19 protein-coding genes are annotated in these 25,636 nt (G+C 58.0%); 14 read left to right on the top strand and 5 right to left on the bottom strand.

Annotated elements, in window-relative coordinates; translation table 11 throughout:
* The first annotated feature begins 304 nt into the window (after positions 1–304).
* Complete coding sequence (locus tag NJC40_RS28520; protein ID WP_253142624.1) at positions 305–1,192, top strand: DUF4214 domain-containing protein; 888 nt, start codon at positions 305–307, stop codon at positions 1,190–1,192.
* A gap of 378 nt (positions 1,193–1,570) precedes the next feature.
* Here NJC40_RS28520 and NJC40_RS28515 read toward each other — a convergent pair whose 3' ends face one another.
* On the bottom strand, positions 1,571–3,907 hold the full coding sequence (locus tag NJC40_RS28515) for a DUF4214 domain-containing protein (protein ID WP_253142623.1): 2,337 nt from the start codon (positions 3,905–3,907) through the stop codon (positions 1,571–1,573).
* A 990-nt stretch (positions 3,908–4,897) separates the two neighbouring features.
* Here NJC40_RS28515 and NJC40_RS28510 point away from each other — a divergent pair.
* From NJC40_RS28510 to NJC40_RS28475, 8 genes are all read left to right on the top strand, one after another.
* Entirely contained in the window at positions 4,898–5,764 is an 867-nt protein-coding gene (locus tag NJC40_RS28510; RefSeq protein ID WP_045492969.1) for a class I SAM-dependent methyltransferase, read from the top strand.
* A 240-nt stretch (positions 5,765–6,004) separates the two neighbouring features.
* A complete protein-coding gene (locus NJC40_RS28505; RefSeq protein WP_045492972.1) occupies positions 6,005–6,988 on the top strand; it encodes a glycosyltransferase family 2 protein in 984 nt (327 codons plus the stop codon).
* A complete protein-coding gene (locus NJC40_RS28500) occupies positions 6,989–7,339 on the top strand; it encodes an EamA family transporter (RefSeq protein WP_045492974.1) in 351 nt (116 codons plus the stop codon).
* Between the two features lie 104 nt (positions 7,340–7,443).
* Positions 7,444–9,492 carry a DUF7024 domain-containing protein gene (locus NJC40_RS28495; protein ID WP_253142622.1) on the top strand — a complete coding sequence of 683 codons (2,049 nt, stop codon included), beginning with the start codon at positions 7,444–7,446 and terminating at the stop codon, positions 9,490–9,492.
* A gap of 350 nt (positions 9,493–9,842) precedes the next feature.
* Positions 9,843–11,081: an ABC transporter ATP-binding protein gene (locus NJC40_RS28490; RefSeq protein ID WP_253142621.1), complete on the top strand. Its 1,239-nt coding sequence runs from the start codon at positions 9,843–9,845 to the stop codon at positions 11,079–11,081.
* Complete coding sequence (locus tag NJC40_RS28485) at positions 11,065–12,543, top strand: methyltransferase domain-containing protein (protein WP_052483552.1); 1,479 nt, start codon at positions 11,065–11,067, stop codon at positions 12,541–12,543. The genes NJC40_RS28490 and NJC40_RS28485 overlap by 17 nt, the downstream gene beginning before the upstream one ends.
* The gene (locus NJC40_RS28480) at positions 12,540–13,679 is read left to right on the top strand and encodes a glycosyltransferase (RefSeq protein ID WP_045492989.1); all 1,140 of its coding nucleotides are present in this window, start codon (positions 12,540–12,542) and stop codon (positions 13,677–13,679) included. The genes NJC40_RS28485 and NJC40_RS28480 overlap by 4 nt, the downstream gene beginning before the upstream one ends.
* Positions 13,651–14,598, top strand: coding sequence for a GDP-mannose 4,6-dehydratase (locus NJC40_RS28475; protein ID WP_253142620.1), 948 nt, complete (start codon positions 13,651–13,653; stop codon positions 14,596–14,598). Before NJC40_RS28480 ends, NJC40_RS28475 begins: the two co-directional genes overlap by 29 nt.
* A 136-nt stretch (positions 14,599–14,734) precedes the next feature.
* Here the strand turns inward: NJC40_RS28475 and NJC40_RS28470 are convergent, their stop codons facing one another.
* A complete protein-coding gene (locus NJC40_RS28470) occupies positions 14,735–16,783 on the bottom strand; it encodes an acyltransferase family protein (RefSeq protein WP_253142619.1) in 2,049 nt (682 codons plus the stop codon).
* A gap of 272 nt (positions 16,784–17,055) precedes the next feature.
* On the opposite strand from NJC40_RS28470, the gene NJC40_RS28465 reads away from it, so the two are divergent.
* Complete coding sequence (locus NJC40_RS28465) at positions 17,056–19,689, top strand: DUF3616 domain-containing protein (RefSeq protein WP_253142618.1); 2,634 nt, start codon at positions 17,056–17,058, stop codon at positions 19,687–19,689.
* Positions 19,690–19,755: 66 nt separating this feature from the next.
* On the opposite strand, the gene NJC40_RS28460 is transcribed toward NJC40_RS28465, so the two are convergent.
* On the bottom strand, positions 19,756–20,013 hold the full coding sequence (locus tag NJC40_RS28460) for a DUF6124 family protein (RefSeq protein WP_253142617.1): 258 nt from the start codon (positions 20,011–20,013) through the stop codon (positions 19,756–19,758).
* A gap of 347 nt (positions 20,014–20,360) precedes the next feature.
* Here NJC40_RS28460 and NJC40_RS28455 point away from each other — a divergent pair, with 347 nt between their 5' ends.
* Positions 20,361–20,651: a hypothetical protein gene (locus tag NJC40_RS28455; protein ID WP_253142616.1), complete on the top strand. Its 291-nt coding sequence runs from the start codon at positions 20,361–20,363 to the stop codon at positions 20,649–20,651.
* Between the two features lie 140 nt (positions 20,652–20,791).
* Here the strand turns inward: NJC40_RS28455 and NJC40_RS28450 are convergent, their stop codons facing one another.
* Positions 20,792–21,250 carry an REP-associated tyrosine transposase gene (locus NJC40_RS28450; RefSeq protein ID WP_253142615.1) on the bottom strand — a complete coding sequence of 153 codons (459 nt, stop codon included), beginning with the start codon at positions 21,248–21,250 and terminating at the stop codon, positions 20,792–20,794.
* A gap of 624 nt (positions 21,251–21,874) precedes the next feature.
* Here NJC40_RS28450 and NJC40_RS28445 point away from each other — a divergent pair.
* From NJC40_RS28445 to NJC40_RS28435, 3 genes are all read left to right on the top strand, one after another.
* Positions 21,875–22,777 carry a replication initiation protein gene (locus NJC40_RS28445; RefSeq protein WP_253142614.1) on the top strand — a complete coding sequence of 301 codons (903 nt, stop codon included), beginning with the start codon at positions 21,875–21,877 and terminating at the stop codon, positions 22,775–22,777.
* 255 nt (positions 22,778–23,032) lie between these two features.
* Positions 23,033–23,446, top strand: a complete 414-nt coding sequence (locus NJC40_RS28440; protein WP_253142613.1) for a hypothetical protein — start codon at positions 23,033–23,035, stop codon at positions 23,444–23,446.
* Positions 23,443–23,739, top strand: coding sequence for a RepB family plasmid replication initiator protein (locus NJC40_RS28435; RefSeq protein ID WP_363321698.1), 297 nt, complete (start codon positions 23,443–23,445; stop codon positions 23,737–23,739). The genes NJC40_RS28440 and NJC40_RS28435 overlap by 4 nt, the downstream gene beginning before the upstream one ends.
* Here the strand turns inward: NJC40_RS28435 and NJC40_RS28430 are convergent.
* Entirely contained in the window at positions 23,708–25,621 is a 1,914-nt protein-coding gene (locus NJC40_RS28430) for a DUF4214 domain-containing protein (RefSeq protein WP_253142611.1), read from the bottom strand. The two genes, NJC40_RS28435 and NJC40_RS28430, sit on opposite strands and share 32 nt — an antisense overlap.
* Positions 25,622–25,636: the final 15 nt, after the last annotated feature.

Below are 25,636 nucleotides of genomic sequence, written 5' to 3'. Positions count from 1 at the left end.
CCTCTTCACGAGCAAGCTCGTTCCCACCGTATTTCAAGTCAGAATCGAGGTGGGAACGACCTTGGTCGTGAAAGCTATGGGTCTGGCAATACACCATGTTGTCTCTGGCCTGGCCTCTTCACGAGCGAGACGGATCGCCGCCCGCTCGTTCCCACAGCGGTTTCCACAGAGACAGGGCTGTTTTTGGTGGGCGCGACCCTCTTCAACACGCCGGTATTCTGCGCGTGTCATTTCTGATACAAATCCCCGCCAATCAACACTGCCAAACGCGCTGTCTCCATCACCCGGGAAAAGGATTCCTTGGATGTCTCGTATCACCTTCAACCAGCCTTTCACGCCCAATGACCTGCAGACGGCCACTAATGCCGGGTACTTTGGACGAGTGATCACTCAAAGCGACACCTATCTGAAAGCCACCTATGGTGACTACACCGCTGAAATGTATGGCTGGTCGTTCAATTTCGGTGCGCGCTTCGGTGTTGTCGATAGCCTGGTCTATTCAAAAAATGGCCAGCCTTTCGCGACCATCACTGGCATGAACCAAAGCATTAGCAACACCAATACGGCTGCCTACTTATACGGCAACGATGTCTATACCGGTTCTTGGGGTAACGATCACTTTTATTCGTGGCCGGGCAATGACTATTACGATGGAGGCAGCGGTGTCGATACTCTTCATTACAACGCCCAAGCCGGTGAGTTGGCCATTGCCCAAACTGGCAATGGCTACAGCGTAGGCATTTGGGGCAAGGTCGACACCTTGGTGAACGTCGAGCGGATCCAGCTGGGTGACGATGGCGCCGTTATGGCACTGGATGTCGGCCAATGGCAGAACACCGGTGCCGCCTACCGCCTGTACAAGGCAGCGTTTGATCGCCAGCCTGATATGGGCGGCCTGAAGTACTGGATCAATGACCTGGATAAAGGCATCACCCTCCAGCAAGTCGCCAAAGGCTTTATAGACAGCGCCGAGTTCAAAGCGCTAACCCCGGCCACTGACAACAAGTCGATCATTAACAGCTTCTACCAACACGTACTGCACCGTGACGCCGATGAAGGTGGTTTCAAGTACTGGGAAGACGCCATGGCCGGCGGCATGACCGCCAGCGAAGTGCTGGTGTCGTTCTCGGAAAGCGCAGAGAACATGAACAACACCTCGGCAGACCTCAACGGCGGTCTGTGGTTGGTGTGATCTTTTAAGGGCTTTGGGTCACCACACGGGCTATGTCTGGATTGGCCCTTTCACGAGCAAGACAGATCGTCGCCCGCTCGTTCCCACCGTATTTCAAGTCAGAATCCGGGTGGGAACGACCTTGGTCGTGAAAGCCATGGGTCTGGCGATACGCATCTTATGCCTGCCCCAACACTTTCGCGACCAAGGTGTCCCACAGGTTCAGTGCAAGACTGCTCGCTTATATGCATTAACGGCCAATAAAAAAACCGATCCCATTACGGGATCGGTTTTTTGTGATGCGTATTTATAGAGGCGGGCTGGCTTTGACGAGGCTGTTTCAGGCGCTAGTTATGTAGCGCCTGAGCAGGACTCTTCGCGACCAAGGTCGCTCGCTGATCAGGCTACAAACGCAAAATCACCCGTATTCAGCGTCACACCTGTCAGTGTAATCAGATCCACTGCCGCACTCGAACCGGATCCATCAGCGTCATAGCTAAGGGTGCCAGTGGTGGTGTTGAACAGAAACGCTGCTGCACCCGTTGTGGCCGATTGTGAACCAGCCCCCGAAACCCACTCCACCAAGGTGCCATCACCCAAGGCAATAGAGTCGCCGACACCGGCATAAGCAGTAATGCCTAAGCCCTTCAGATCGGCATCCGAGAACTGCAGCTTGTCTTCCCCCGACTGGAAGCCACCAGCAATAATCTGGTTGCCTTGAGTCAGCAAGTTGGTAATGGAGATGACATCACTAGCTGTCAGCTTCGTACCAAGAACAGCAGCTTGTACAGCACTCAGGGTCAGAGTGTCATCGCTTGAATCGATGGAATCGATCTTGGCCAATGCCGTCGGCTGAAGCGCGGCCAAGGCTGAAAGATTCGAAACCAGATTCGCCTCACTATCAAACACAGTGATGGTATCGCCAATAACCAGTTTGCCCAGGTTAGTACTGGTCGCTTGGGCCGCGCCCAACGCGATAGCTACGCCATCTTCCGTCGAGTCGATGGTACCGACCTTTGGATCGCCCAACAGGGTCGCCAGGTTGGTCTCAATATCTGCCGAAAGCCCCGTCACCTTGAGTAGACCATCCGTTGAAAATTTGGCCGTGTTGCCAGACGTAACGGCTTGAACCACTGTCAGCTCGATAACAGCTTCGTCGAGCGATTCGATCGTATCGACCTTGGGTTCACTCAACAGCGTCGCCAGACTGCCCTGAATATTGGCCGACGTATCAACAACCACAACGGTATCAGTAGCATCGAACTTGGCTGCGGTAATAGTCGTCAGTTGAGCAACACTGAGCGTGATAGGTGTGTTGTCGTTCGCCTTGATCAGATCAACCACGCTTGCTTCAGTGGTGATGAAATTGATGGCGTTCGAAATGGCGGTACCGGTATCAGAGATAGTGATGTTATCCGCCGAGCGCAGCTTGGCACCGGCAGCCGTGAATTGCGTAGCGTCCAGAGTCAGGGGGGTTACGCCAATATCGTCAACCTTGGCATCAGCACCCAATACAGCAACTTCTGCTGCGGTCAGGGAGTTGTCAACCACGGTAATGCTATCGGCCGAGTTCAGTTTTGCCGAAGCAGCGGCGTATTGGGTTTTATCCAGTACCTGAGTCGCTGCACGAATGAAGGTGACATTTGGATCGCCACCCAGAGTCGCAATATCAGCATCGGTCAGCGTGTTGTCATTGACCGTGATGTTGGTAGTCGCAGAGAGCTTCGAGCTGAAGGCACCGTACTCTGCGAAATTCAGAACAATAGGCGCATTACCGGAAATCGAAGTAATCGATGCCAAGGTGACAGAAGTTGCATCAACCCCGCCACGCGTGAATGTAACGTCAGCACCGTTAATTTCTACGGTAATGTTACCAGTCGCAGTACCGCCAAAGCTCAGCTCACCATTCTCGACAGTCGCCGTAAATGTGGTAGGCGTCGAACCGCCACCGCCACCCGACCCCGGAGTCGCTACAACAACCGCATCAGCCCCTTTAGTCGCCGGATTATCCAGCGCAGCCGGATCAGTCGCAGCCGAAGTCAGCAAAGTGTTGGCGTTGTTGAGCAGGGTCACCAGGTCGGTGTTGCTGGTGGCACCGGACAGCAGTGCGTTGAGGTAGGTGTTGGCGTCAGCCACTTCACCTGGCGCGGCAGTGATCAGCGCGGTCAGTTTGGTCAGCAGCTGGTTGGCCGCGGTCAGGATCGCGGTGGTCTGGCCGGCGGTGGTTGCCGGGATCAGGCCCAAGATGGCCTGGGTGGCGCTCAGGGTGTTGGCATCGGCGGTCACCGATTGCACGATGGCATTGGCCAGGCTCAGGTCGTTCAGACCCTTGGCGGCGAATGCCACACCGATGGTGGCCTTGTTGTTGATCAGGGCGGCGTCTTGCAGGCCTTGAGTAGAGGTGTTGGCCTTGGCGCCGTTGATCAGGCTCAGGGCGAACGAGTCACGGGGGACCGCGCCGCTTTGCAGTTGCTGGAGCCAGTATTGGGCGCCGCCGGCATCGGCGGTACGGCCCAACAGGTTGTTATAGACCGCCTCGATGAATTGAGCATCGGTCAGGGTAGATGGGAAGTTGCTCTGGCCTTCAGGCTGTTGAGTCAGCCAGTTTTCAGCAACTTGCGCCAGGGTGATTTGCCCGCCATCGATTTGTGCAACCCAGTAAGCCAGACCACCCGCGTCAGGTGCGCGATCAAAGAACGTGGTGTACAGCTCAGCCAGATCAGATTGGGTGCTCATATACGTACAACTCCTTGTGGGTACGGCTCGATAAAGACACGAAATGTGTTACTGCAACTTTATGACAGTTGTGCGGCTTAGCCGCTGCGCCTCGGCGGCCTGAAGGTCCGCGCATGGCGCATCTTGCTGATAACGCTGGCGTAAATCTGTAGGAAATTTATACCTGCTTTCCTGAAATATAAAAAGCAAGTGAAAGACTAAAAGAACATAAGCTTTTAACGAAAAAGCCACAATGCGCTGAAACAATTTGTTTCGTATATTAAATTTTTCATGTTTTTCATGGGGTTATGGATACCTATTTAATGTTTCATTTTTTTGACGGTGTGAAGGTGGCTGCTTTTTCTTGGGGAAGCTTACAAAAGGCCTGATGCTGATCAATTAATGCCGGGCGGGTCTTGGCAGCGATTCGTTTTGGCTGCGAGGGCTATGGGTCGGGCTCTACATGTGTTGTATCTGGTCTGGCTTCTTCACGAGCGAGCTCGTTCCCACCTTGTTTCAAGCCGGAATCGGGGTGGGAACGACCTTGGTCGTGAAGGCTATGGGGCGGGCGGTACATGGGTTGTGTCTGGTCTGGCCTCTTCACGAGCGAGCTCGTTCCCACCGTATTTCAAATCAGGATCCGGGTGGGAACGACCTTGGTCGTGAAGGCTATAGGGCCGGCGATGCATGTGTTGTGTCTGGCTTGGCCTCTTCACGAGCTAGCTCGTTCCCACCTTGTTTCAAGCCGGAATCGGGGTAGGTGCGACCTTGGTCGTGAAGGCTATGGGGCGGGCGATGCATGGGTTGTGTCTGGTCTGGCTTCTTCACGAGCTAGCTCGTTCCCACCTTGTTTCAAGCCGGAATCGGGGTAGGTGCGACCTTGGTCGTGAAGGCTATGGGGTGGGCGGTTTGTGGAAACGGTGTTTGTCGACTACGGTTAATGCCCTGATGTATTCAGGATGCGCGGTTTTGTTGCCAAGGCTCGCGCAGCCAGTCGATAAGGACCACTGGATGACTGCAAATAATAAGGAATGCCCCGTTTGTCACGCTGGCCTGGTGCCCGGTCTTCAGGATTGGCACCTCAAGTGCCCTGCCTGCCGCTATGAAAGCGCCGCCCTGGAGCCGGTCATCAATTCTGACCCGGCCCACGAGATGATCGACGAGCAAGCCCGGGAGGACGGGCTTCGCGCTTTGCGGGTCAGTAACTTCACCACGTTGCTTGAGCGCATCAAATCAAAACGATCCAGCGGTCGTTTGCTGGAAGTCGGCTGTGCCCATGGCTGGTTCCTGGAACTGGCCCAGCAAAGCTTCGAGGTTGTGGGCATCGAGCCAGACAAGGCTGTGGTCGAGGCTGTCAGCCACAAGGGCCTGCCAGTGCGCCAGGGGTATTTTCCGCAAGCTCTCGACGCGCACGAGCGCTTCGATGTCATCGTGTTCAACGATGTCATTGAACACATTCCCGACATCACGCAGGTCATCGAGCAATGTCACCGGCATTTGAACGATGGCGGCTTGCTGGTACTCAACCTGCCCAGCAGCGACGGGGTGTTTTACCGGCTGTCGAAACTGCTGGCGCGCCTGTCGCTGCGCAACCCCTTCGAACGGCTCTGGCAAAAAGGCTTGCCGTCCCCACATGTGCATTACTTCAACCGCCGTAATCTGGAGCAGTTGATTACCCGCCATGACTTCGTGACCATGACGGACGGCAAGCTGCCAACCCTGAGCCTGGACGGGCTGCACGCGCGCATCTCCTACACCGGCGATCTGGGCCGCTTCAGCAGAGCCTTCATCTATACCTGCGTGGCGTTGTCGTTGCCGATCCTGAACCGGCTGCCGGGCGACATTTTCTACAGCATCTCGCAAAAGAAAGCCGGTTGATCACGGCCGTGGACGAGGCCGTCAGCGCAAGGCTGGCGGCCTTGCATGCCGTGCCGAAAATCCGCAAACGGCTTGGCGCTTTCTGATAGCATCGCCGCCCTGATTACTCGTATCAAAATGCTACGCAATCTATTTGCGCCTGTTTTGCTGCGACCGACCCGGTGTGCTGCGTGCACGCTTGCGGTTGAAACCAACCGATCCCTCCCCTCTCATGCCCAGGGACGTTTACAGGAAGTCACGATGTACCGAGGCCAGAAAATTGCAGTCGTCATTCCCAGCTATAAGGTCCGCAACCAGATCCTGGGAGTCATCAGCAGCATAGGCCCGGAGGTGACGGCCATCTTCGTCGTCGATGACTGCTGCCCGGACCATAGCGGTGATTTCGTGACGGCCAATGTCCAGGACGAACGCGTCACGGTTGTTCGCCATGAGCAAAACCAGGGTGTTGGCGGCGCCGTGATGACCGGCTACCAGGCGGCCATCGACGCCGGCATGGACATCATCGTCAAGATCGACGGCGACGGGCAGATGGACCCCAGCCTGATCGGCAACTTCGTCAAGCCGATCATTGACGGTGAGGCCGATTACACCAAGGGCAACCGTTTCTACGACCTTGAAGAAATCAGCGCCATGCCCAAGATCCGGCTGTTCGGCAATGCTGTGCTGTCATTCATGACCAAGATCTCGTCCGGTTACTGGGGGCTGTTCGACCCCACCAATGGCTATACGGCCATTCATCGTGACGTGGCCCGGCACTTGCCGTTTCGCAAGATCAGCCGCCGCTATTTCTTTGAGACCGACATGCTGTTCCGGCTCAATACCCTGCGCGCGGTGGTCGAAGACATTCCCATGGACGCCAAGTACGGGGATGAAGAAAGCAACCTGAAGATCTCGAAGATCGTCGGCGAGTTCCTGGCCAAGCACTCGCGCAACTTCGTCAAACGCATCTTTTACAACTACTACCTGCGCGACATGTCGCTGGCCTCGATCGAGATGCCTGTGGGCGTGCTGATGGTCCTGTTCGGCACCCTGTTCGGCGGTTATCACTGGATCGCTTCGTGGGGCTCAGGCACCGTGACGCCGGTGGGCACGGTCATGCTCTCGGCCATGCCGATCATCATCGGTATCCAGCTGGTTCTGGCATTTCTGGCCTACGACATTTCGTCCGTGCCACAGCGCCCCATCCACCCGAAATACTCACGTGCGCCCGCGAAGGACATTTGAATGTCGCTGTCCCAGATCCTGTTTATTTCCCTGACTGTCATCGCCCTGTCGACCGGGCAGATCCTGTTCAAACAGGCCTCCACGACCTTGGAGTTCACGTTGGCCGGGCTGTGGGATGCGGCGTTCAATATCAAATTGATCATCGCCCTGGTGGTGTATGCCGGGGCCACGGTGCTGTGGCTGATGGCGCTCAAGCACACGCCCTTGAACCTGGCCTACCCGTTCATGGCCATGGCTTTTTTCATCGTACCGATCCTGGCGCATTTCTTTTTGGGTGAAAGCCTGAACTGGAACACCTTCGCCGGCGCTTTGATCATCGCCGTCGGTGTCTGGGTATCGGTGTTTCAGTAGACCGCACCGGCCTTGACTGCCCGACAAAGCTCCAGTGGCCGCGAGCAAGCCCGCTCCTACTGCTAACCAAACAGCATTGGACAGACATAACGTCCGAGGTACAGATGCATATCAAACAACAAGGAAGTCCACGGCTGATCGGCACGCTGGTATTTCTGGCTGTCGCGTTCTTCATTTTTCTGCTGCTCAAGAACAGCGGTCTTTATCCGCGCATCTTTGGCGATGAGTACACCTACTCGCTGTATTCACGCCTGATTCCCTTCTCCGACTCGAAGATTCCAGGCTATCTGTACCTGGCGATTTATCGCTTTACCAGCCACTGCGGTGTCGACTTCCTGAGTTGCGCACGGATCTTCAACGCGCTGTTCTTTGTCGGGGCGGCGCCGTTCATCTATCTGGTTGCCCGAAAGATCGCCAACCCACTGCCAGCCGCCTGGGTCACGGGCCTGACACTGCTGGGACCCATCAATCTCTATACCGCCCACTACATGCCGGAGGCGCTGTATTTCTTCGGTTTCTGGCTGCTGGTGTGGGTTGTCCTGCGGGCCCGTCTTGAGGCCATGGGCGACTGGCTGCTGGTCGGCCTGGTGTTCGGCTGCACGGCGCTGATCAAGCCACACTCGCTGCTGTTTGCCCCTGCGATGCTGGTGTACATCGGTTATTTGAGCATCACCGCCCCGCAGCACGGGCTGCGCCTGGCCTTGCGCAACCTGGCGGCCTTTGCCGTCACTGCTGCGCTGGCCAAATTTCTGATCAGCTATCTGCTGGCCGGCAGCGCCGGCCTGACTCTGTTTGGCACCTCCTACGGTGAAATCGTCGACTCCACGACCACCCCGGGCCGCTCGCACATCGATCTGCTGCTGCGCGCGCTGAGCAGTGTCCAGGGGCACCTGCTGGCCATGTGTCTGATGCTTGGCCTGCCCATGGCCATCACCGTAGGCGTAGTCGTCAAGGCGCTGTTGAACAAGGTCCCGGCCGGCGATCACCGCAACATTGCCCTGTTCACCACGCTGGTGCTGGGCAACCTGATCGCCGTGGTGGCGCTGTTCAGCGCGTCGGTTTCGGGGTCCGGACCTTTTGAAAGCGTATCCAGGCTGCATATGCGCTATTACGACTTCGCCTTTGCCTTGCTGCTGATCCTGGTGCTTGCGCAAGCGCATTTCCCGGTGCAAATCCCGCGCAAATGGCGTGCCCTGCTGGCCCTGATTGTCGGCCTGCCGGCGTTGTATGCGCTCTATACCCATATGCTGCCCTACACGCCGTATTACACCGACAGCCCGGAGCTGCGCGGCTTCACAGAAAAGAAAGGCGCGTTCCATGTACTGGGCGTCCTGTCAGTGCTGTGCATCGCCCTGTGGGTGTACTCGGTTCAGGCTGCCGGGCGCGTTTTTCTTTATGTATTCATGCCATTGGCCGTGGTCATCACCTCGGTCAACGCCACCCTGACCCAGCGTCAGGCACTGCTGCCGGACGCCGCTGACCGCGCTGGCGAGTTCACCCGTCAATACTTGAGTGCCGAAGAACGTGGCCGGTTGCTGATCGTCAATGCAGATCTGGGGGCGGCCTTTCGCTCGATGTTCTATATGGATCACCCACGCACCTGGGTGCGGGGCATCGAACCGGGGGCAGCCTTCGACATGCAGTCCATGCCGCCAGACAAGGACTGGGTGCTGGTGGTCGGCGCCAACCCTGTTATTGGCAAGCATTCGGTCAAACTCCCGATGTCGGGCTTTACCCTGGCGCGCGTGGGCGGGCCAATTGCCCTGAATTTCTCAGCCGGCAGTTGGGCGGGCATCATCAGCAGCACTCAAGGGCTGTCGACAGCAGAGTCCTGGGGCACCTGGTCCGCAGCCGATGAGGTCACCCTGGAGTTCATGCGGCCATTGCCGGCACGTTTCAAACTGGACCTGATTGCCCATGCCTTCGGCCCCAACGTCGGCAAGTCGTTTGTGCTGCAGGTAGGCGAGCAACGAATCCCCTTTGAAGTGGGCGCCATTGATGAGCACAAGGTGTTTGAAATCGACAACCCTTCCGGCTCGCATACCCTGACCATCGAAGTGCCTGAAGCCCGTTCGCCGAAACAACTGGGTATTGCCGAAGACACCCGCCTGCTGGGGATCGGCCTGAACCGTCTGAGTATCGAACCGTTGTAGGCCAGACAGTATGTTTTGCCTGGCTTGGCCTCTTCACGAGCTAGCTCGTTCCCACCGTATTTCAAGGCAGGATTGAGGTGGGGGCCAACTTGATAACGGATAGGGGCTTATGAAACCGGGGGGCAAGACTGTGGTCTTACCCCCCGGTTTTGCTTTAACGCTCACGATCAGCAGCGGCCGGAACAGCACCTTGTCCTGTTACACTGTCGCAATTGCAAAAACACGATCATGGCCTAATGAAGCTGCCACCCGTTTGGGTTAGTCTGCGCGCCCCTGATCCAATTTCCCCATGCGTTGTACTGGCAATCCGGTCAACCAGGAATGAATCCCCTAATTAAAGAGTTGCATGCATGCTTGAAGTGGAAAACGTCTGCAAGGAGTTCAAGCTCTATAACAGACCCTGGCACAGACTGAAGGAAATCGTCCTGCGCCGCAGTTTCCACCGTACCCACAGGGCGCTGGACGGTATTTCGTTCACGGTGGCCAAAGGTGAGACCTTGGGCATTCTGGGGCGCAACGGCGCCGGTAAATCGACCCTGCTGAAAATGCTCAACGGCGTATTGCTGCCCGACGCCGGTCAGATCCGCCTCAGCGGCCGGGTCACCGGCCTGCTGGAGCTGGGTACCGGTTTCGACCCCAACCTCAGCGGCATGCAGAACATTGTCGGTAACGGCCTGTTGCTGGGCATGACCCGCGAGCAGATCGAAGAGCGCCGCCAGGCCATCGTCGAGTTCTCCGAACTGGGCCAGTTCATCCATGAGCCGATCCGCACCTACTCCTCGGGCATGAACATGCGTCTGGCGTTCTCTATCGCCATTCACGCCGACCCGGAAACCTTCCTGATCGACGAAGCCCTGTCGGTGGGCGACGGTCACTTCCAGCAGAAGTGCATGCGCCGTATCAAGGAATTCCGGGCCAACGGCGGCTCGATCATCTTTGTTTCCCATGACCTCAACGCGGTGAAGATGATCTGCGATCGCGCCATCGTGCTCAGCGAAGGCAAGGTGGTCGCTGATGGCAACCCGGAGGATGCGGTCAACGTCTATAACCAGTTGCTCGGTGCCGACGACGACGATTACAAAGAACGTCTTGAGGTAGAACGCAACGGCTACGGCACACGTCAGGCCACCATGGAAAACGTGGTGTTCAAGGGCCTGCACTCGCAAGGCACCATTCTGGCCAGTGGCGACACCGGCACGCTGGACGTGACAATCGCGGCCACTGAAGATCTGCCGGACGTAGCCTTGGGGCTGATGGTCCGCGATCGCTTCGGTCAGGATGTGTTCGGCACCAACAGCCACTACCTGAACCACCCCATCGCCATGCGCGCCGGTGAACGCAAGACCTTGCGTTACAGCTTCCCGATGCGCCTGGCGCCGGGCAAGTACACCATTACCCTGGCACTGCATGACGGGGCCGACCACACGGTCAATTGCTACCACTGGCACGACAACGCCGTCGTTTTTGAAGTAGCGGGCATCACCGGGACCTTCTTTGGCGGCATTTGTGACCTGGCAGCAACGCTGGAAGAACAGCCGGCCTCAACCGATACATTTCACGGAACGCTAAGTAATGCTAATACCCAATAACCCCGACCTCGACTTCCAGGAACTCAACCGCCGCATCGAGGACGAGGTCGAGCGTTACAAGCTCAACAAGGACACCAAGGCGCTGCCGGCCTTTGATCCGTCCCCTGCCGGGATGGCTGACCGTCCCTATGGCTGGGGCCAACTGGTCCAGCTCGAAGATGAAGCTCTGGTGCGCGCCGCCTACCCGACCCTGCTGGGCCGCAAGGCCGAAGCCGCCGAGCTGCAACACTCGCTGCACAAGCTGCGCTCGGGCTGGGACAAGTTCGAAGTCCTGGCCGAGCTGCGTGACAGCCCCGAAGGCGTGGCCCATAACGCCGAGGTCCACGGCCTGCGCCGCGCCCGCCTGAAAAACCGCCTGCGCCGCATTCCGGTACTGGGCAAGCTGATTCTTACCGCCTACGGCCTGCTGCAAACCGAACAGCGCAACCGCTACTACGTGGCGCGCCTGGACCTGCTGGCCCGCCAGAGCCGGCACCAGAGCACGGTCTATCACCAGCAGCTCCATGAGCGGATGGTGGCCCAGCAAGAGCAAGACAAGTACCTCAAAGAACAGCAGAAAACGCTCGACGAGCACTTCCTGGCCCTGCAGCAGCAAAGCCAGACCCTGCAACTGCAGAACGAGCTGATCACCCAGCTCAAGGATGAGTTGCAACAGTCCAAAAGCGTCCAGCAAGAATTGCGCGCCCGCCTGCACCAGGTCGAGCGCCAGCCACGTCCACCGGTGGCCACCGTGCCTGCGGGCCAGGCCCCTGCCCAGCCCGCCGCCAATGACGCGCCGGCGCAACATCAGAGCGGCATCCCCGACAGCTTCTACCTGGCCTTTGAAAATCGCTTCCGTGGCGATGCCGAGACCATTCGTGAGCGCCAGTCCTATTACCTGCCGATCATTGACAGTATCGAGCCGCTCAAGGCCGGCCTGCCGCTGGTCGACATCGGTTGCGGCCGTGGTGAATGGCTGCAGCAACTGCCTGAGCACTGCGCGCGGATTGGCATCGACCTCAACTCGATGAACGTCCAGACCTGCCAGGATCAAGGCCTGACCGCTTACCAGCAAGACGCTCTGGTGTGGCTGGCCAACCAGCCGGAAAACAGCGTGGCCGCGGTCAGCGCCTTCCACGTCATCGAACACCTGACCTTCGAGCAGTTCAACGTCCTGCTCGATGAGTGTCTGCGGGTCCTGGCGCCAGGCGGCATGATCATTTTCGAGACCCCGAACCCGGAAAACCTCGCCACCGCCGCGCATTACTTCTGGATGGACCCGACTCACCTGTCGCCCCTGCCACCGGCATTCACCGAATTTCTGGTGCAGTACAAAGGCTTTGACCAGGTGCAGATCCATCGCCTGCAACCGATCCCTGAAGAGCATCACATCCACGAAGACAGCGAAACGGCTCGGCGCTGCAACGCCCTGTTCTACGGCCCGCAGGACTACTCCGTGGTTGCCATCAAGGGGGCGGTATGACCCGGCTGCGCATCGACCAGCTCACGCCCAGCGTGGCGGCCGGCGACGGCGTAACCAACGGGTTGCTGTTCACCCAGAGCCTGCTGCGCGAACTGGGCTATGACTCGGACATTTACTGCCATTACATCCCCGAGTCGATGACCGGCAAGGCGCTGCCGGCGACAACCTTCAAGTCAGAAGGCTGTTCGTTGCTGCTGTACCACCACTCGATGGGCCACGACTACGCCCAGTGGCTGTACGAACAGGACTGCCCAAAAGCGCTGGTGTACCACAACATCACGCCACCGGAATTCTTTCCGCCAGACAGCTGGCTGCAACAGTACGCCCTGCTGGGGCTGCGCCAGCTTGAAGAGTGGCGCGAGTTCTTCCCTTACGCGCTGGCCGACTCGCCGCTCAACGAGCGCGAGTTGATCGAAAAGGGCTACACCAATACCAAAACGCTGCCATTGCTGGTCGACACCCGCCGCCTGGAAGGCGAACAGCAACAGCCGGCATTCATGGCCGACCTGCCTGAAGGCACGATCTTCTATCTGGCGATCGGTCGTCTGGCCGAGAACAAGCGCCAGTACCTGCTGATCGAGGCCTACTACCACCTACGCAAGCTGCAGGCGCAAAGCGGCATCGAGCAGCCACCACAACGGCTGATGCTGGTCGGCGGCACCACCAGCGCCGATTACGCCACCGCCTTGCAGTTCTACATTGATGACCTGGGCCTGAAGGACGAAGTCATCCTGGCCGGTAAATGCTCCGACGCCGAACTGCACTGGATGTACCACAACGCCCATCAGTACTGGTGTGCCAGTGCCCATGAAGGCTTCTGCATGCCGTTGCTCGAAGCGAACTATGCCTCGCTTCCAGTGGTCACACAGGCGCGCTCCAATATCCCGGCCACCCTCGGTGAAGGCGGCCTGCTGCTCGACAGCGACGACCCTCTGGTATTCGCCTCGGCCAGTAACCTGCTCAATACCGAGCCGGGACTGCGCGAAAAAATCATCGCCGCCGGCCATCGCAACCTGCAGCGTTACGAGCACGACGCGCTGAAAACAGAGCTGCAACAATGGCTGGCCCAGCTTGACTGCCTACCCTCTGCTCAAGGAGTGACACTTGATGCCACGCTTGCTACTGACGGGCGCTAACGGTTTCGTTGGCAAGATCCTCACCCAACGCCTGCGTGATGCCGGCTACCACGTGATCGCCCTGAGCAGTAGCGAACCACAGCCTGGCCATGGCGCCGATGAGCACCTGGGCTGCGACATTCGCGATGCACAGGCATTGGCTCAAGCCGTGGCACAGGCCCGGCCCAGCCATGTGGTGCACCTGGCCGCGGTGTCCCATGTGCCGACCAGCTTCAAGGACCCACTGGGCACCTGGCAGACCAACGTGATGGGCAGCATGCATCTGCTTGAAGCCATCCGCCTGCATGCGCCGCAAGCCTTCGTGCTGTTTTCCAGCTCGTCTGAGGTGTACGGCGCAGCCTTCAAGTCCGGCCAGGCCGTGGACGAACACACCCTGTGCCAGCCACTGAACCCGTACGCGGCCAGCAAGGTGGCGGCGGAAAGTGCCTTTGCCGAGTACTTCCGCCAAGGCATCAAAGGCGTGATTGCCCGACCGTTCAACCACATCGGCGCCCAGCAGAGTCCAGACTTCGTCACCGCCTCCTTTGCCCGACAGATCGCCTTGATCGAAGCCGGCCAGCAGGAGCCGGTACTCAAGGTCGGTAACCTGGAAGCGGCGCGGGATTTTCTGGATGTACAGGACGTGTGCAGCGCCTACATCGAGTTGCTCAAGCTGGCCGACAGCGACAAGGACTACCCGCGGCGCATCAACATCGCCAGCGGTCGTTCGCTGAAGATCAGCCAGGTGCTAGAGCAATTGCTGGCACTGAGCAAAGCCGACATTCAGGTTGCCCAGGATCCTGAACGCTTGCGTCCATCAGACATCCCGATGGCCGTCGGCAACAGCACCGCCCTGACCCAGAGCACCGGCTGGCAACCGCAGATCCCGCTGCAGCAAACCCTGCAAGAACTGCTGGACTACTGGCGCGCACAAGTCTGAAAGACTTCACGACCAAGGTCGTTCCCACCTCAATTCTGATCTGAAATACGGTGGGAACGAGCTAGCTCGTGAAAGGGCCAGGCCAGACACAACACATGCATTGCCCGACCCATAACCTTCGCAACCAAGCTCGCGCCTACAGGCGGTTGATGAACTGCTCAAAATCCGGAGCCAATAGCATATTGCCGTGGCCGCTGACGTGGTCGGCGTCGTAGAACAACGGGCGGCCATCACGTTCGACCTGGCAATCGGACTCCGGGCACAGCACTGGCAGCGGGTCCCAGACACTCACCGCCGGCATCTGCCCGACCAGCCGCCCGAGTATCTCGGTGACCGGCTGGCGATAGGTCTGCATCTCGTCCCTTTTGACACTGCGCCCATAACTGCAGATCGGGTTGTTGTGATCAAACCAGTTGGCACAGCGGAACGGTGGAATCTCAAAGATCGGTTTGGGCGCCTCAAACACCAGCCTTACTCCCTTTTCAGCCAACGGAGCCAACCATTGCGGGGCTTCGGCTTCGAGCCGCTGGCGGCCGCTGACAGCCTGCTCGCCGAACATCTCGGCCATGGTCTTGCTGCGGGCAAAGTGCTCGAATTGATCAGAAAATCGCGACAACCGCAGTGAAGGCATGAATAACACATCGCCCGCCTGCACCTTGCCGGTGATGTCCTGCAACGCCGCCAGGCTGTTGGCGCGGCATGCTTCGCTCTCACGAATGGCCTGGAAGCTCATGAACGGGCAACCACCATTGTTATACAGCCGCACCTGCACACCGGTGTCCATCACCAGCTTGCTGAGCATCGGAATGTAGGCCATGGCATGTGAATCACCGACCACATAAAGCGTGAAAGGCCACTGCACCGGCCGGTCGCAACCGCCACGGCTGTAGCTCAGCACCCGATTGCCGGCCACCAGGCTATCGCTGGCCTGAGCCACACAGCCCGGGGCTGCATCACTGTGCGGGCGGCTGTAGGGATACCAGTCGAGCGGGTGCTGCGACACGGTGTTCAGGGTCAGTTGCGGTTGCGACTTTACCGTCCACTTGTACCCACCCCAGGCACCCGCCAGCGCCAGCAAGCCCAAACTGATGACCGCCAGATTGGGTAACCTGTCGAGCAGCGGCCGACGGCGCAGCGGTACTTCAATAATCCGGTAGGAGAACACCGCCAGCACCGTGCTCAACAACACCGCCGCCAACTGCGAGGGCAACGACTCCAGACCGACCGTCCAGCGCATCAGCACAAACACCGGCCAGTGCCACAGGTAAAGGGAATAGGAGACCTTGCCGATGGCTACCGGCAGCCAATGGCTGAGCGCACCGGTGAGCAGATCGCCCTGGCGACCATGACCGAAAACCAGCACGCACAACAGCCCGGCCACAGCCGGTAGCGCCCCTGGAAATGGAAATTGCGCCGGTTGCGACACCCACAGCGCATAGCCGATCAACCCCAGCCCCAGCAGCACCCCGGCACTGGACAATGCAGTGGCCGGGCGCGGGCTGTTCACCCGCCCGCTGTAGGCCATGGCCTGGTAACACAACACCCCGGCGGCCAGCTCCCAGAAGCGCGGTGCGAGCATGTAAAACATCTGCGTCTCACGCCCGGCGGCAAACCCCCAGGCCCATACCAGCGAAGCCACCAGCCCGGCGACGAACAGCCCGACCGAGAGCCAGCGCAGTCGGGCAAACGCCACCCAGACAAAGAACAGGATCGGGAACACAAAGTAGAACTGCTCCTCGACCCCCAGCGACCAGGTATGGGTGAACGGGTTGAAGTCAGTCTTGGGCGAGAAGTAAGCGTTGCCGGTGTCGGCCAGAATGAAATTGCTCAGCCCAAATAGCGCGAACAAGCCGGTCTTTTCGTTGCTGTCACTGAGCCACGACGCAGGAATGAACAGCGCTGACACCAGTCCGGTGACCAGCACACAAAACAGCAGCGCCGGCAGAATCCGGCGCATCCGCCGGGCATAAAAGGTGGTGACAAAGGTAAAGAAGTGGCGGCCCTGGAAGTTCGCCATCGAGCTGGAAACGACAAACCCCGAAATCACGAAAAACACGTCGACCCCGGCAAAGCCACCGGGCAGATAGCTGTCCTTAAGGTGGTAGAGAATCACCGCGATGACAGCAATGGCGCGCAGGCCATCAATGTAAGGGTAATGGACCTGACGCTGAGCTGGGGATGTCATGAATAACGCAAATGCCTGATGGGGTGAACCGGACACGTCTTGGAGAACAGGTCCCCTTGCGCCCTGCAGTGAACACCGCAAGAACCGGTTACTTATTTTAAAAAGTCGACACCATATCGGCAGAGGCAGTCTGTGGCAAATTGACAAAGCAGCGGATTTTGCTGAGTTCGAGCACTATCAAGTGTTTTTTCAAGGTGTCTGTCCCCTGAAACCGTTTCGTCAAAATGGCTTGTTAGGGTCGCGTATCCATTTTGATACCGAGTGCAGACCCCATGGCCACCACCTCCGAATCGATCACTTCCTATTACAAGAACATTCTTGGCCGTGAACCCGATGCCGGCGGGCTCGCCTATTGGGTTGCACAGGTGGAAGCAGGCTTGAAGCTTTCAGACGTGGTAAGCAGCTTCACCACCTCAACTGAAGCCGTCAGCACGGTACAGCCAATCATCGCCCTGTATCAGGCCGCTTTTGGCCGCACCCCGGACACCGGCGGCCTGCAGTACTGGGTCGCACAGGTGCAAAGTGGCATGTCGCTGGCTGACGTCACCCAGGCATTTACCCAGTCCAGCGAATTCGCCACGGTGTCAGCCGGGTCGCCCACGCAGTTCATTACCGCCCTGTACCAGAACACCCTGGGCCGCGCGCCAGATGCTGGCGGCCTGGCTTACTGGGTCGAACAAATGGCCAACGGCAGCAGCCCGCTCAACCTGCTGGCATCCTTCACGGCCTCGCCTGAAGGGCAAAGCGTCACTGGCGACAAAGCCCAAGTCGTATTGGCCTATCAAGGCGTATTCGGCCGCTCACCGACCACCACTGAACTCACCACCGCCCTGCAATCCAAAGGTTCGTTAAGCACGGTTGAACTGATCAATAACCTGGCCGGCAACCTGATCAGCAATGGCGACCCGGTCACCCCGACGCCAACCACGCCGACCACTCCCACAACGCCACAGCCGACCGAATTGACCTTCAAGCCCATGGCCGACAGCACCTTTGGTTCGTCCGATGCGTCCGGGGTCATCAGTTGGGGCAACTACATCATCGTCGGCGATGACGAAGCCAACGTCGTGCGGGTCTACGAAAAGAGCGGCGGCGTGGCAGTCAGCGAATTCGACTACGGCTCAGCGCTGGGACTCTCGGGCGAGATGGACTTCGAAGCCATGACCCTGGTTGGCGACACCCTGTACCTGACCGGCTCGCACAGCAACAACAAACGAGGCGAAGAAGCCGCGGGCCGGGAAGTGCTGACCAGCCTGAAAATCACCAGCGTCGACGGCAAGCCGAGCTTCACAGTGACCAGCGATAAATACACCGGTCTGGTGGCCGCCTTGAGCGCCTGGGATGCCGCCGGCACCAATGGCCAGCCTGCGGGCTACTACGGCTTCGCCAACTCGGCAGGCGCCGGTATCGCGCCGGAGAACACCAACGGCTTTTCCATTGAAGGCATGACCACCTCCCAGGACAACAGCGCCCTGTGGCTGGGTTTCCGGGCGCCCCAGCTGGACACCGGCCTGCGCGACAAAGCGCTGATCATCGCCGTGAACAATTACCAGCAGGTTCTGGCCGATAACAGCGTGACCCCGACCTTTACCGCCATCGAACTGAACCTGGGCGGGCGTGGTATTCGTTCGATCGACAAAGCGGCCGATGGCAGCGGCTACCTGATCATCGCCGGACCCTCGGGCACCGCCAGTGCCGAGGTGACCCACGATTTCCGGCTGTTCACCTGGGATGGCGACAGCACTCATCAACCGGTGCAACTGGACAACAACCTCGATGCCCTGCTCAAGGCCACCGGCGGCAGCTTCGAGTCCATCGCCTCGCCGGCCAGCATCAAGGCCGGTACTCAGGTACTGCTGCTGCAAGACAACGGCGACACCGTGTGGGACGGCCAGAAAGAGGTATCCAAAGACCTCGACCCGGCCGACCAGCAATTCAAAGGCAACCTGGTGACCCTGGGCCAACCGCTCACCGACATCAGCGCCCCAACCCTGGTCAAAAGCACACCAGAAAACGCCAGCAACGAGGTGTCGGCAAAAACCTCCAGCATCACCCTGATCTTTGATGAAGGCATCGCGCTGGGCAGCGGCAGCATCGTGCTCAAGAACGGCAACGGCAGCCCTCTGGACGCGACCGTCACCACCGACTTCAACAAACTGGTCATCACCCCGACCGCCAAACTGACCGCCAACACCCAGTACAGCGTCGAGCTGCAGAGCGGTGCGGTGCTCGACCACTACAACAATGCGCTGGCCGCGCAGAGCATCAGCTTCAAGACCGGCGAGGTGCCGCACTACAACCTGCTGATCAGCGAAGTGAACTCCAATGCCACGGGCGGTGATTTCATCGAGCTGTACAACTACGGCTCCAGCACGATCGACCTGTCCAACTGGAAATTCACCGACTCGGGTGACAAGACCTTCGCCAAGGCGGTTTCGCTGGGCAGCGACCTGCAGATCGAAGCGGGCCAGACCCTGGTGATCGCCTCGGTCAAGGACGCGGGGTTCGATGCATTCCTGACGGCCTGGGGGCTGACGGGCAGCAGCAATTTCATCAACGTGGATGGCCCTGGCCTGGGCAAGGCAGACGGCGTGGTGATCTACGACCAGAACGGCAACGTAGCGACGGCGTTCAACTACGGCACGGCGGCATTCGATGCTGACGGAACGAGCATTGCCACGTCTGCGATCAGCAGCGGCACGGTCAAGGCTTCCAGCCATGCCGGTGTGGCCTTCGGCGGCTCCAAGGAAGGTTACTCGGCGGTCTGGGACCAGACTTCGACCGCTGAACCCCGTTACACCTACGCCAAAGCCGATGCCTTGGGTGGCTATGCCCAAACAGCAGATGCCAACTCCATTGGCTCGCCGGGCGTCGCGATTACCCTGGTCGGCCAGCCGATCGAGTAACCCGACCAAACCCCGCCGCCTGTTCAGACGGCGGGGCCCACGAGGCACAAGGTTGGCCTGAAGCTGTCAGGCCGGCAGCCCCTCCTTCTCGACGTCGCGACATGCTGCAGGCCACTGGTCCAGGACCTGGTCCAATACCAGATGCGCCTGGGTAATCAGGTGCATCGAAGCCATGGCCAGATGACGCGCCGGGCCTTGCAGGTTATCCGCGCTCTCATAGGCCGTGGCCGTGGCACAACGCAACAACTCCACAGCATGCGCCACGCGGCATTCGAGATTGGTGAGGGGGAAATCAGGGGGTGGATCAGGGACGATTTTTTTCATGGGCAAAGCTCCAACGGATTTCAGAAAACCGTCACCCATTGCTACCAAACGCCGGGTGGCGGCCGCACGCAAGTTGGTAGAACCGGTCGTTGGCGCCCGGCGTGCCCGAAGGCACCTTACGCACGGCCGCCATAACATGCGGCCGATAAAGCGCCTCACGAATAAGGCGCCTTGCGTCAACGAACATCAGGTCTACCAAACCTGATCGCTGGATTTACAGCGACGGCGAGAGGGTAGTAGCCGAAGTTCACAGGCACAAGCGGTCCGGATTTTCTCGGAAATGTCCTTCAAGAGAAAGAGCGGCGTCTTGCAATCACCGCCAGAAACAGGCCGAAACGTCGTGCGACATGGCCGAAAAACAACCAATTACTCACACCCATCCCAGTCATGGCCTGAAACACAGTGGGATCAAAAACCCATTCACGACCAAGGTCGTTCCCACCTTTGATCCTGATCTGAAATCCGGTAATGCCCACCCCAATGCTGACCTGAAATCCGGCGGCTATCACCCCGATCCTGCCTTGAAATACGGTGGGAACGAGCTCGCTCGTGAAGAGGCCAGACCAGTCACAGCCTATGTACCGCCTGACCAAAAGCCTTCACGACCAAGGTCGTTCCCACCTTTGATCCTGATCTGAAATCCGGCAATGCCCCCCCCAATCCCGACCTGAAATCCGGCGGCTATCACCCCGATCCTGCCTTGAAATACGGTGGGAACGAGCTCGCTCGTGAAAGGGCCAGTCCAGTCACAGCAGATCTACCCCGTTACAGATCCCTATCACACCCACACCGCATCCCACAGCGGATAATCCCCTACCCGCTCAACCAGCCCCGCCCGCAGTGGATTGGCGACGATGTAACGAGCCAGACGCACCAGGTCATCCTCAGACCGCACGCCGGCATCGTGAAAACCAACCTGCCAAAGTTGCCCCTGGCTGCCACGCGCCTTGTTAACCGCAATGGCACTGCACGACTTGACCCGCTGCACCACCTGAGCCAGTGAGCCTTCACGCAGCACCAGCAACCAGTGCAGATGATCCGGCATCACCACCCAAGCCAGGCTATCGGCCAACCCAAGGGCTTGTGCCTGGCGCAGCTCAGCGACCAGCAGGCGCCCCACACGCCAGTCACTGAACACCGGTATCCGGTCATCCACAGTGGTAGTGATCATGTAGGCATGCCCGAGCCCGGAAAACCGTCCTTTGCGCAGGCTGTGTGCATGAGCCTTATCCGACATGATCAGTGCCTCCTGAAGGTGGAGGCTGACCTTATCGGCAGATTGCGGTTTGGAGCGGGTCAGGGTTTGACTGGATTTTTCAGGGGTTGGGCAAGCCGACAGCGTTCCGTATCCGCACGGATGCGATGCTCAGGGAGCCGGAGGAGAAGTATGCTTTGGCCCACTCCTACCCAGAGTTGAGAATGTTCCTACGCGTAATGTGGAAGGATTCAGGGTGGGGCCAAGGTCATTTGTCCATTCAGGCCTAAGCCTTTGTAAATCGTCTTTGCCACATAGTCAGGGATGAAAAATAGGCGATAGCACATGGGTTTCTGTTTGATCCAATTTCTCCGGTAGGCCGTCGCATAACGAAACGCATCGAAATGTGGTGTGATTCAGGGTGACTGCGGATACCGCATTCAGACCTGATCCTTGTCCAGACACGCTAATTTTCAGCTCAATCCCTTTTTTCTTTTTTTTAATCTTTTAAATCTTTTAAAGCTTTTAGGTACTCTACAGGCCTTGATTTACGTGGCCTCCAGCTTTTTTATGTGGAAGGATTCAGGGTGAGATGTGGTGCGATTCAGGGTGGGATATGGAGGGATTCAGGGTGTAATGTGGTGCGATTCAGGGTTGTAATGTGGTGTGATTCAGGGCGACGATGAAAAGCATCTAGTGCATTTCCATATTACGATCATGGCCCACGAAAAAATCTACAAATCCAACGCACTCATTGAGGCGTCTTATACGCTGTCAGTCGCTGAGCAAAGGATCATCCTGGCCTGTATCGCTCAGGTTGATCGCGGCTCACCGATTACCGATGAGGTGATGTACAGCGTCCCGGTTGCCACTATCGCCAAAGCGATCGGCTCCGACAGCAAGTCCATCTACAAGGAGCTTCTCGAAGCGTCGCGCAAGCTGCGTCAGCGCAGTGTAAAAATTGAACTTGAGCCAAATGGCGGGGGGCGCAAGCCTAAGACCCTTGAGGCCAGCTGGGTGCAGAGCATCGTCTACAACGAGCAAGAGGGCGTCATCAACCTTCGGTTCAACAAGGATATGCTGCCGTTCCTGACCGAGCTCAAAGAGCAGTTCACTCGCTACAACCTGTCCGATGTGGCCAAGATGACCAGCATTTACAGCATCAGGCTGTTCGAGATGCTGATCCAGTACACGAACATCGGCTCCAGAGAGATCGCCCTCGTGGATCTGCGCAAATGGCTCCAACTGAACGACAAGTACGCCTTGATGGCTGACCTGCGCCGGTACGTGATTGAGCCCGCCGTGAACCAGATGAATGAGCACAGCCCGTTGCAGGTGCGTTACGAGCTCAAACGCAGTTGCCGCAAAATCACGCATCTGAACTTCATCATCGGTCATAAGCGCGTGCCCGCTGCTGAGCCTGGCCCTGAGACGCCAACCCCCGATCCTGTTGAAGAAAAACCAGCAAAGCGCGTGGGCGTTTCTAATTACAAACTCAGTCGTATGGCACACAAGGGTGAGAGTCTGGCCGACGCGCTGAACCGACTGAATGTTTACGTCAAATCATAAATTACTTAGAAAATCAGAAACATCCTACATGCCTTTAGAAAAAGGCCTAATTTGAAATCCAGCTTTCTATAAATAAAAAGTCAACTTTCTGATTTTTCTAATTTGCCATCATCCTTACCATGGCAATCCTTCCCATCCCGCCGAACGTGCCAGCACGAGATCCACCATGCCGCCCAATTCGCACGCTCGTCGCATCGCCCTGATTCAAACCAGAAAATCGCAAGGCTTCTATTCTGTGTTTCATGACTGGATAGCTTGAAGCATTACAGCCCGGTGGGTGCTGCATTACTGCGCCGGATTCATTGCATTGAGGCTTCAGGAAGAAAGCCTTATCAATTCACCGTCCAGGAAATGAAAATGATCGCTGCTGGTTTGAGCCACATTCGGCTGGCGGGCAGCATGCAGGCGATCAGGAAGGAGCTGGAGCGGATGCAGGCAGATCAGTACCTGACCCGCTTTACGATCGAGGATATGTTCCCGTTAGTTCGTGGTCGTGGCCGCCCGGTGCCGATTGATTATCGCGTGACTCTCTATCCTGGCCCGCAGTGGATCAAAAACATGAAAGCCAGATCGATGCGTCAGAACATCATCGAGCAGCGCTTGGGCCACCCGCGTAGCAAGCGTCAGGAGCGCCAGCAGCACATGACACTCTTGCCCCCGAACCTATGAAAATGGCCTACCAAGAAATCTGTAAATCCAACGCGCTCATCGAGGCGTCTTACACGCTGTCAGTCGCCGAGCAACGGATCATTCTGGCCTGCATCGCGCAGCTCGATCATGGCTCGCCAGTAGTGCTTCGCGGCCTACTACTGACGAGGCGTGCGGCAGCCGCTCCGGCATCGGATCGCATCATGAGGTGCTGGCTCCAGAGATACCAGGAGCACAGTACCGAAGATCAGGTTAACGCTTTGAATATGAGGTTCATAGAGCCTAGGCAGACCATAACCCTGCATCGAATGTAGCCACTCCCATTGGGACTGTGTTGATAAGACTCTCAAACGCGATGATCGTATCGTCCAGGTTTATTTCGGGGTTGTCGTCATTCAGGATGAAGAATGTCTTATTGGCCAAGCCGCCAGGCGTAACTCCTGCATTGTAGACGTAGGAGTGGACGACGAAGATCTTGGGCGCAATGCTTGTCGATTCGGGTTCGTTCGTGATGAAACTCTTTACAGCGTTGACGATACTCAGAATGTCGCCCAGCGTTTGAATATCAACGGCATTTGTGAACGCTCCGACGAGCCCGACCGGGCCTTCCTGAAGCGTGATACCGTTGCCGAATGCATTGGCCTGGGTCGAAAAACGGATGAGATCGCCTGCCTGGTAATTGCTGATCGTCTCGATGTTGCGTGTGTCAGTATCGCTGGCGCTGGGGCTGCTACGGCTTTCGTCCCGGGCACCAATGAATAGCGTCTGCGGTCCTGACCCAAGGGTAATGTGGTCCGCCCCGCCGCCGCCGTTGACCATCAGCGAGCCAGACCAACCGCTCAAGTCGATGTTCTCGCTGGCGTGGGTACCCGTGATATGCAGCGCCGGCTCAGGCGCTGAAGCAAGCTTGTTCTGCAACACGCTCTTATCAACAGCTTCGAACTGCGCCAGGCTCAGGTTTAGCGTACCGTTGAGGCCGCCGTCCATCACCTTGGCAAGATTGTCTAATAACACCGTCGTGACTGCCGATGATGCACCTGTTGCATCGACCTTTGCCGAATTAGCGCTGACCTTCCCAAGCAATGCAGCGGTCTCTGTGTCATCCAGTGTATCGAGGTCCAGACTGGAATTGACGATGCTGGCTACTTTGTCGATGGCAGTTACAACGACATTGAGCTGGTCGGCTGTCATGTTGTCTGCATCGACGGTAATGCTGATACTTGCAGTATTTTTATCGCTGAGCAGGGTACCGATCTCGGCGCTGGTTAATGCGTGAGTCAATACAAAAGTACCAGTGACGCCCCCGGTAGAAATGTTATCGGTGTACTGGGACAAAGCGCGCAGTTCGTTAATCGTGGCGGAGGTCGCGTTGACGACGACCGACTCCGGCACCGCCTTCGACAACAAGGCAATGACGGTGACATCCGACACGTCAGCCAGCACCAGAGTAAGGTTGCTCAGATGAGCAATCTTGTTTATGACGTTGGCGACCGCCTCCAGCTGAGCGACAGACATGCCCAAGGCATCCACAGTAGCGGAGTCCCCCGTGTAAGACGCGAACTTACGTGCGACGTCCGCTGCGGTATCTGCGGCGGTAATAGAGGGGGGTGGAGGTGTGGTAGATGGCGTTGGCTGCAAAAGACCCTGCGCAAAGTTCATCGCAACCTGAAGCGACGCCTGGCTGACAGTCACTAAGGCCAGCGCCGCCTTGGCCATGGATACATCGTTGCTGCGAAGCTCTTCGGCGAAAAACTGACCGAGTGCGATCTTATTGGTGAACAAAACTTGGTCCGCGAGCGCAAGTTGGTAGTCGGAGTTGCTCACATCAGGGGGCTGACTTGTCAGCGGCGTCGTCAGTGCATCGATGATCTGTTGTACCAGCGCGGCACGAGCGTCGGCGCTTGCGGCACCACCCAGAGCCTCCAGCGTGTTCGACCAATAGCTCAGGCCCCCGGTATCAGGGGTACGACCCAAAACATTCGTGTAGAAACTGGTCACGAACTGCACGTTGGTCTGCGCTGTTGGCTGGATGCCGACAGCTTCGGGTGCACGCAGCATGCTCTGTGCCACGGCCAAGGGCGTGGCGCCGTCCTCCAATGTCTGCATCCAATAGTCGAAGCCACCAGCGTCGGGCGCACGGCTGAACAGAGCGATATATAAACCGGCGATTTTCTGAGAATTTGTCAAGGTAGCCAAGGTAGACACCTGATG

Origin of the sequence: Pseudomonas sp. 21LCFQ02, from assembly GCF_024129895.2 — a bacterium.
GTDB lineage: Bacteria > Pseudomonadota > Gammaproteobacteria > Pseudomonadales > Pseudomonadaceae > Aquipseudomonas.
The sequence above is the reverse complement of the archived record's forward strand: the minus strand, read 5'-3'. Positions and strand labels throughout refer to the sequence as shown.

Coding starts and splice junctions, on each gene's coding strand:
- NJC40_RS28520 (WP_253142624.1), top strand. CDS start 305: ATGTCTCGTATCACCTTCAACCAGCCTTTCACGCCCAATGACCTGCAG.
- NJC40_RS28515 (WP_253142623.1), bottom strand. CDS start 3,907: ATGAGCACCCAATCTGATCTGGCTGAGCTGTACACCACGTTCTTTGAT.
- NJC40_RS28510 (WP_045492969.1), top strand. CDS start 4,898: ATGACTGCAAATAATAAGGAATGCCCCGTTTGTCACGCTGGCCTGGTG.
- NJC40_RS28505 (WP_045492972.1), top strand. CDS start 6,005: ATGTACCGAGGCCAGAAAATTGCAGTCGTCATTCCCAGCTATAAGGTC.
- NJC40_RS28500 (WP_045492974.1), top strand. CDS start 6,989: ATGTCGCTGTCCCAGATCCTGTTTATTTCCCTGACTGTCATCGCCCTG.
- NJC40_RS28495 (WP_253142622.1), top strand. CDS start 7,444: ATGCATATCAAACAACAAGGAAGTCCACGGCTGATCGGCACGCTGGTA.
- NJC40_RS28490 (WP_253142621.1), top strand. CDS start 9,843: ATGCTTGAAGTGGAAAACGTCTGCAAGGAGTTCAAGCTCTATAACAGA.
- NJC40_RS28485 (WP_052483552.1), top strand. CDS start 11,065: ATGCTAATACCCAATAACCCCGACCTCGACTTCCAGGAACTCAACCGC.
- NJC40_RS28480 (WP_045492989.1), top strand. CDS start 12,540: ATGACCCGGCTGCGCATCGACCAGCTCACGCCCAGCGTGGCGGCCGGC.
- NJC40_RS28475 (WP_253142620.1), top strand. CDS start 13,651: ATGCCACGCTTGCTACTGACGGGCGCTAACGGTTTCGTTGGCAAGATC.
- NJC40_RS28470 (WP_253142619.1), bottom strand. CDS start 16,783: ATGACATCCCCAGCTCAGCGTCAGGTCCATTACCCTTACATTGATGGC.
- NJC40_RS28465 (WP_253142618.1), top strand. CDS start 17,056: ATGGCCACCACCTCCGAATCGATCACTTCCTATTACAAGAACATTCTT.
- NJC40_RS28460 (WP_253142617.1), bottom strand. CDS start 20,013: ATGAAAAAAATCGTCCCTGATCCACCCCCTGATTTCCCCCTCACCAAT.
- NJC40_RS28455 (WP_253142616.1), top strand. CDS start 20,361: ATGGCCGAAAAACAACCAATTACTCACACCCATCCCAGTCATGGCCTG.
- NJC40_RS28450 (WP_253142615.1), bottom strand. CDS start 21,250: ATGTCGGATAAGGCTCATGCACACAGCCTGCGCAAAGGACGGTTTTCC.
- NJC40_RS28435 (WP_363321698.1), top strand. CDS start 23,443: ATGAAAATGGCCTACCAAGAAATCTGTAAATCCAACGCGCTCATCGAG.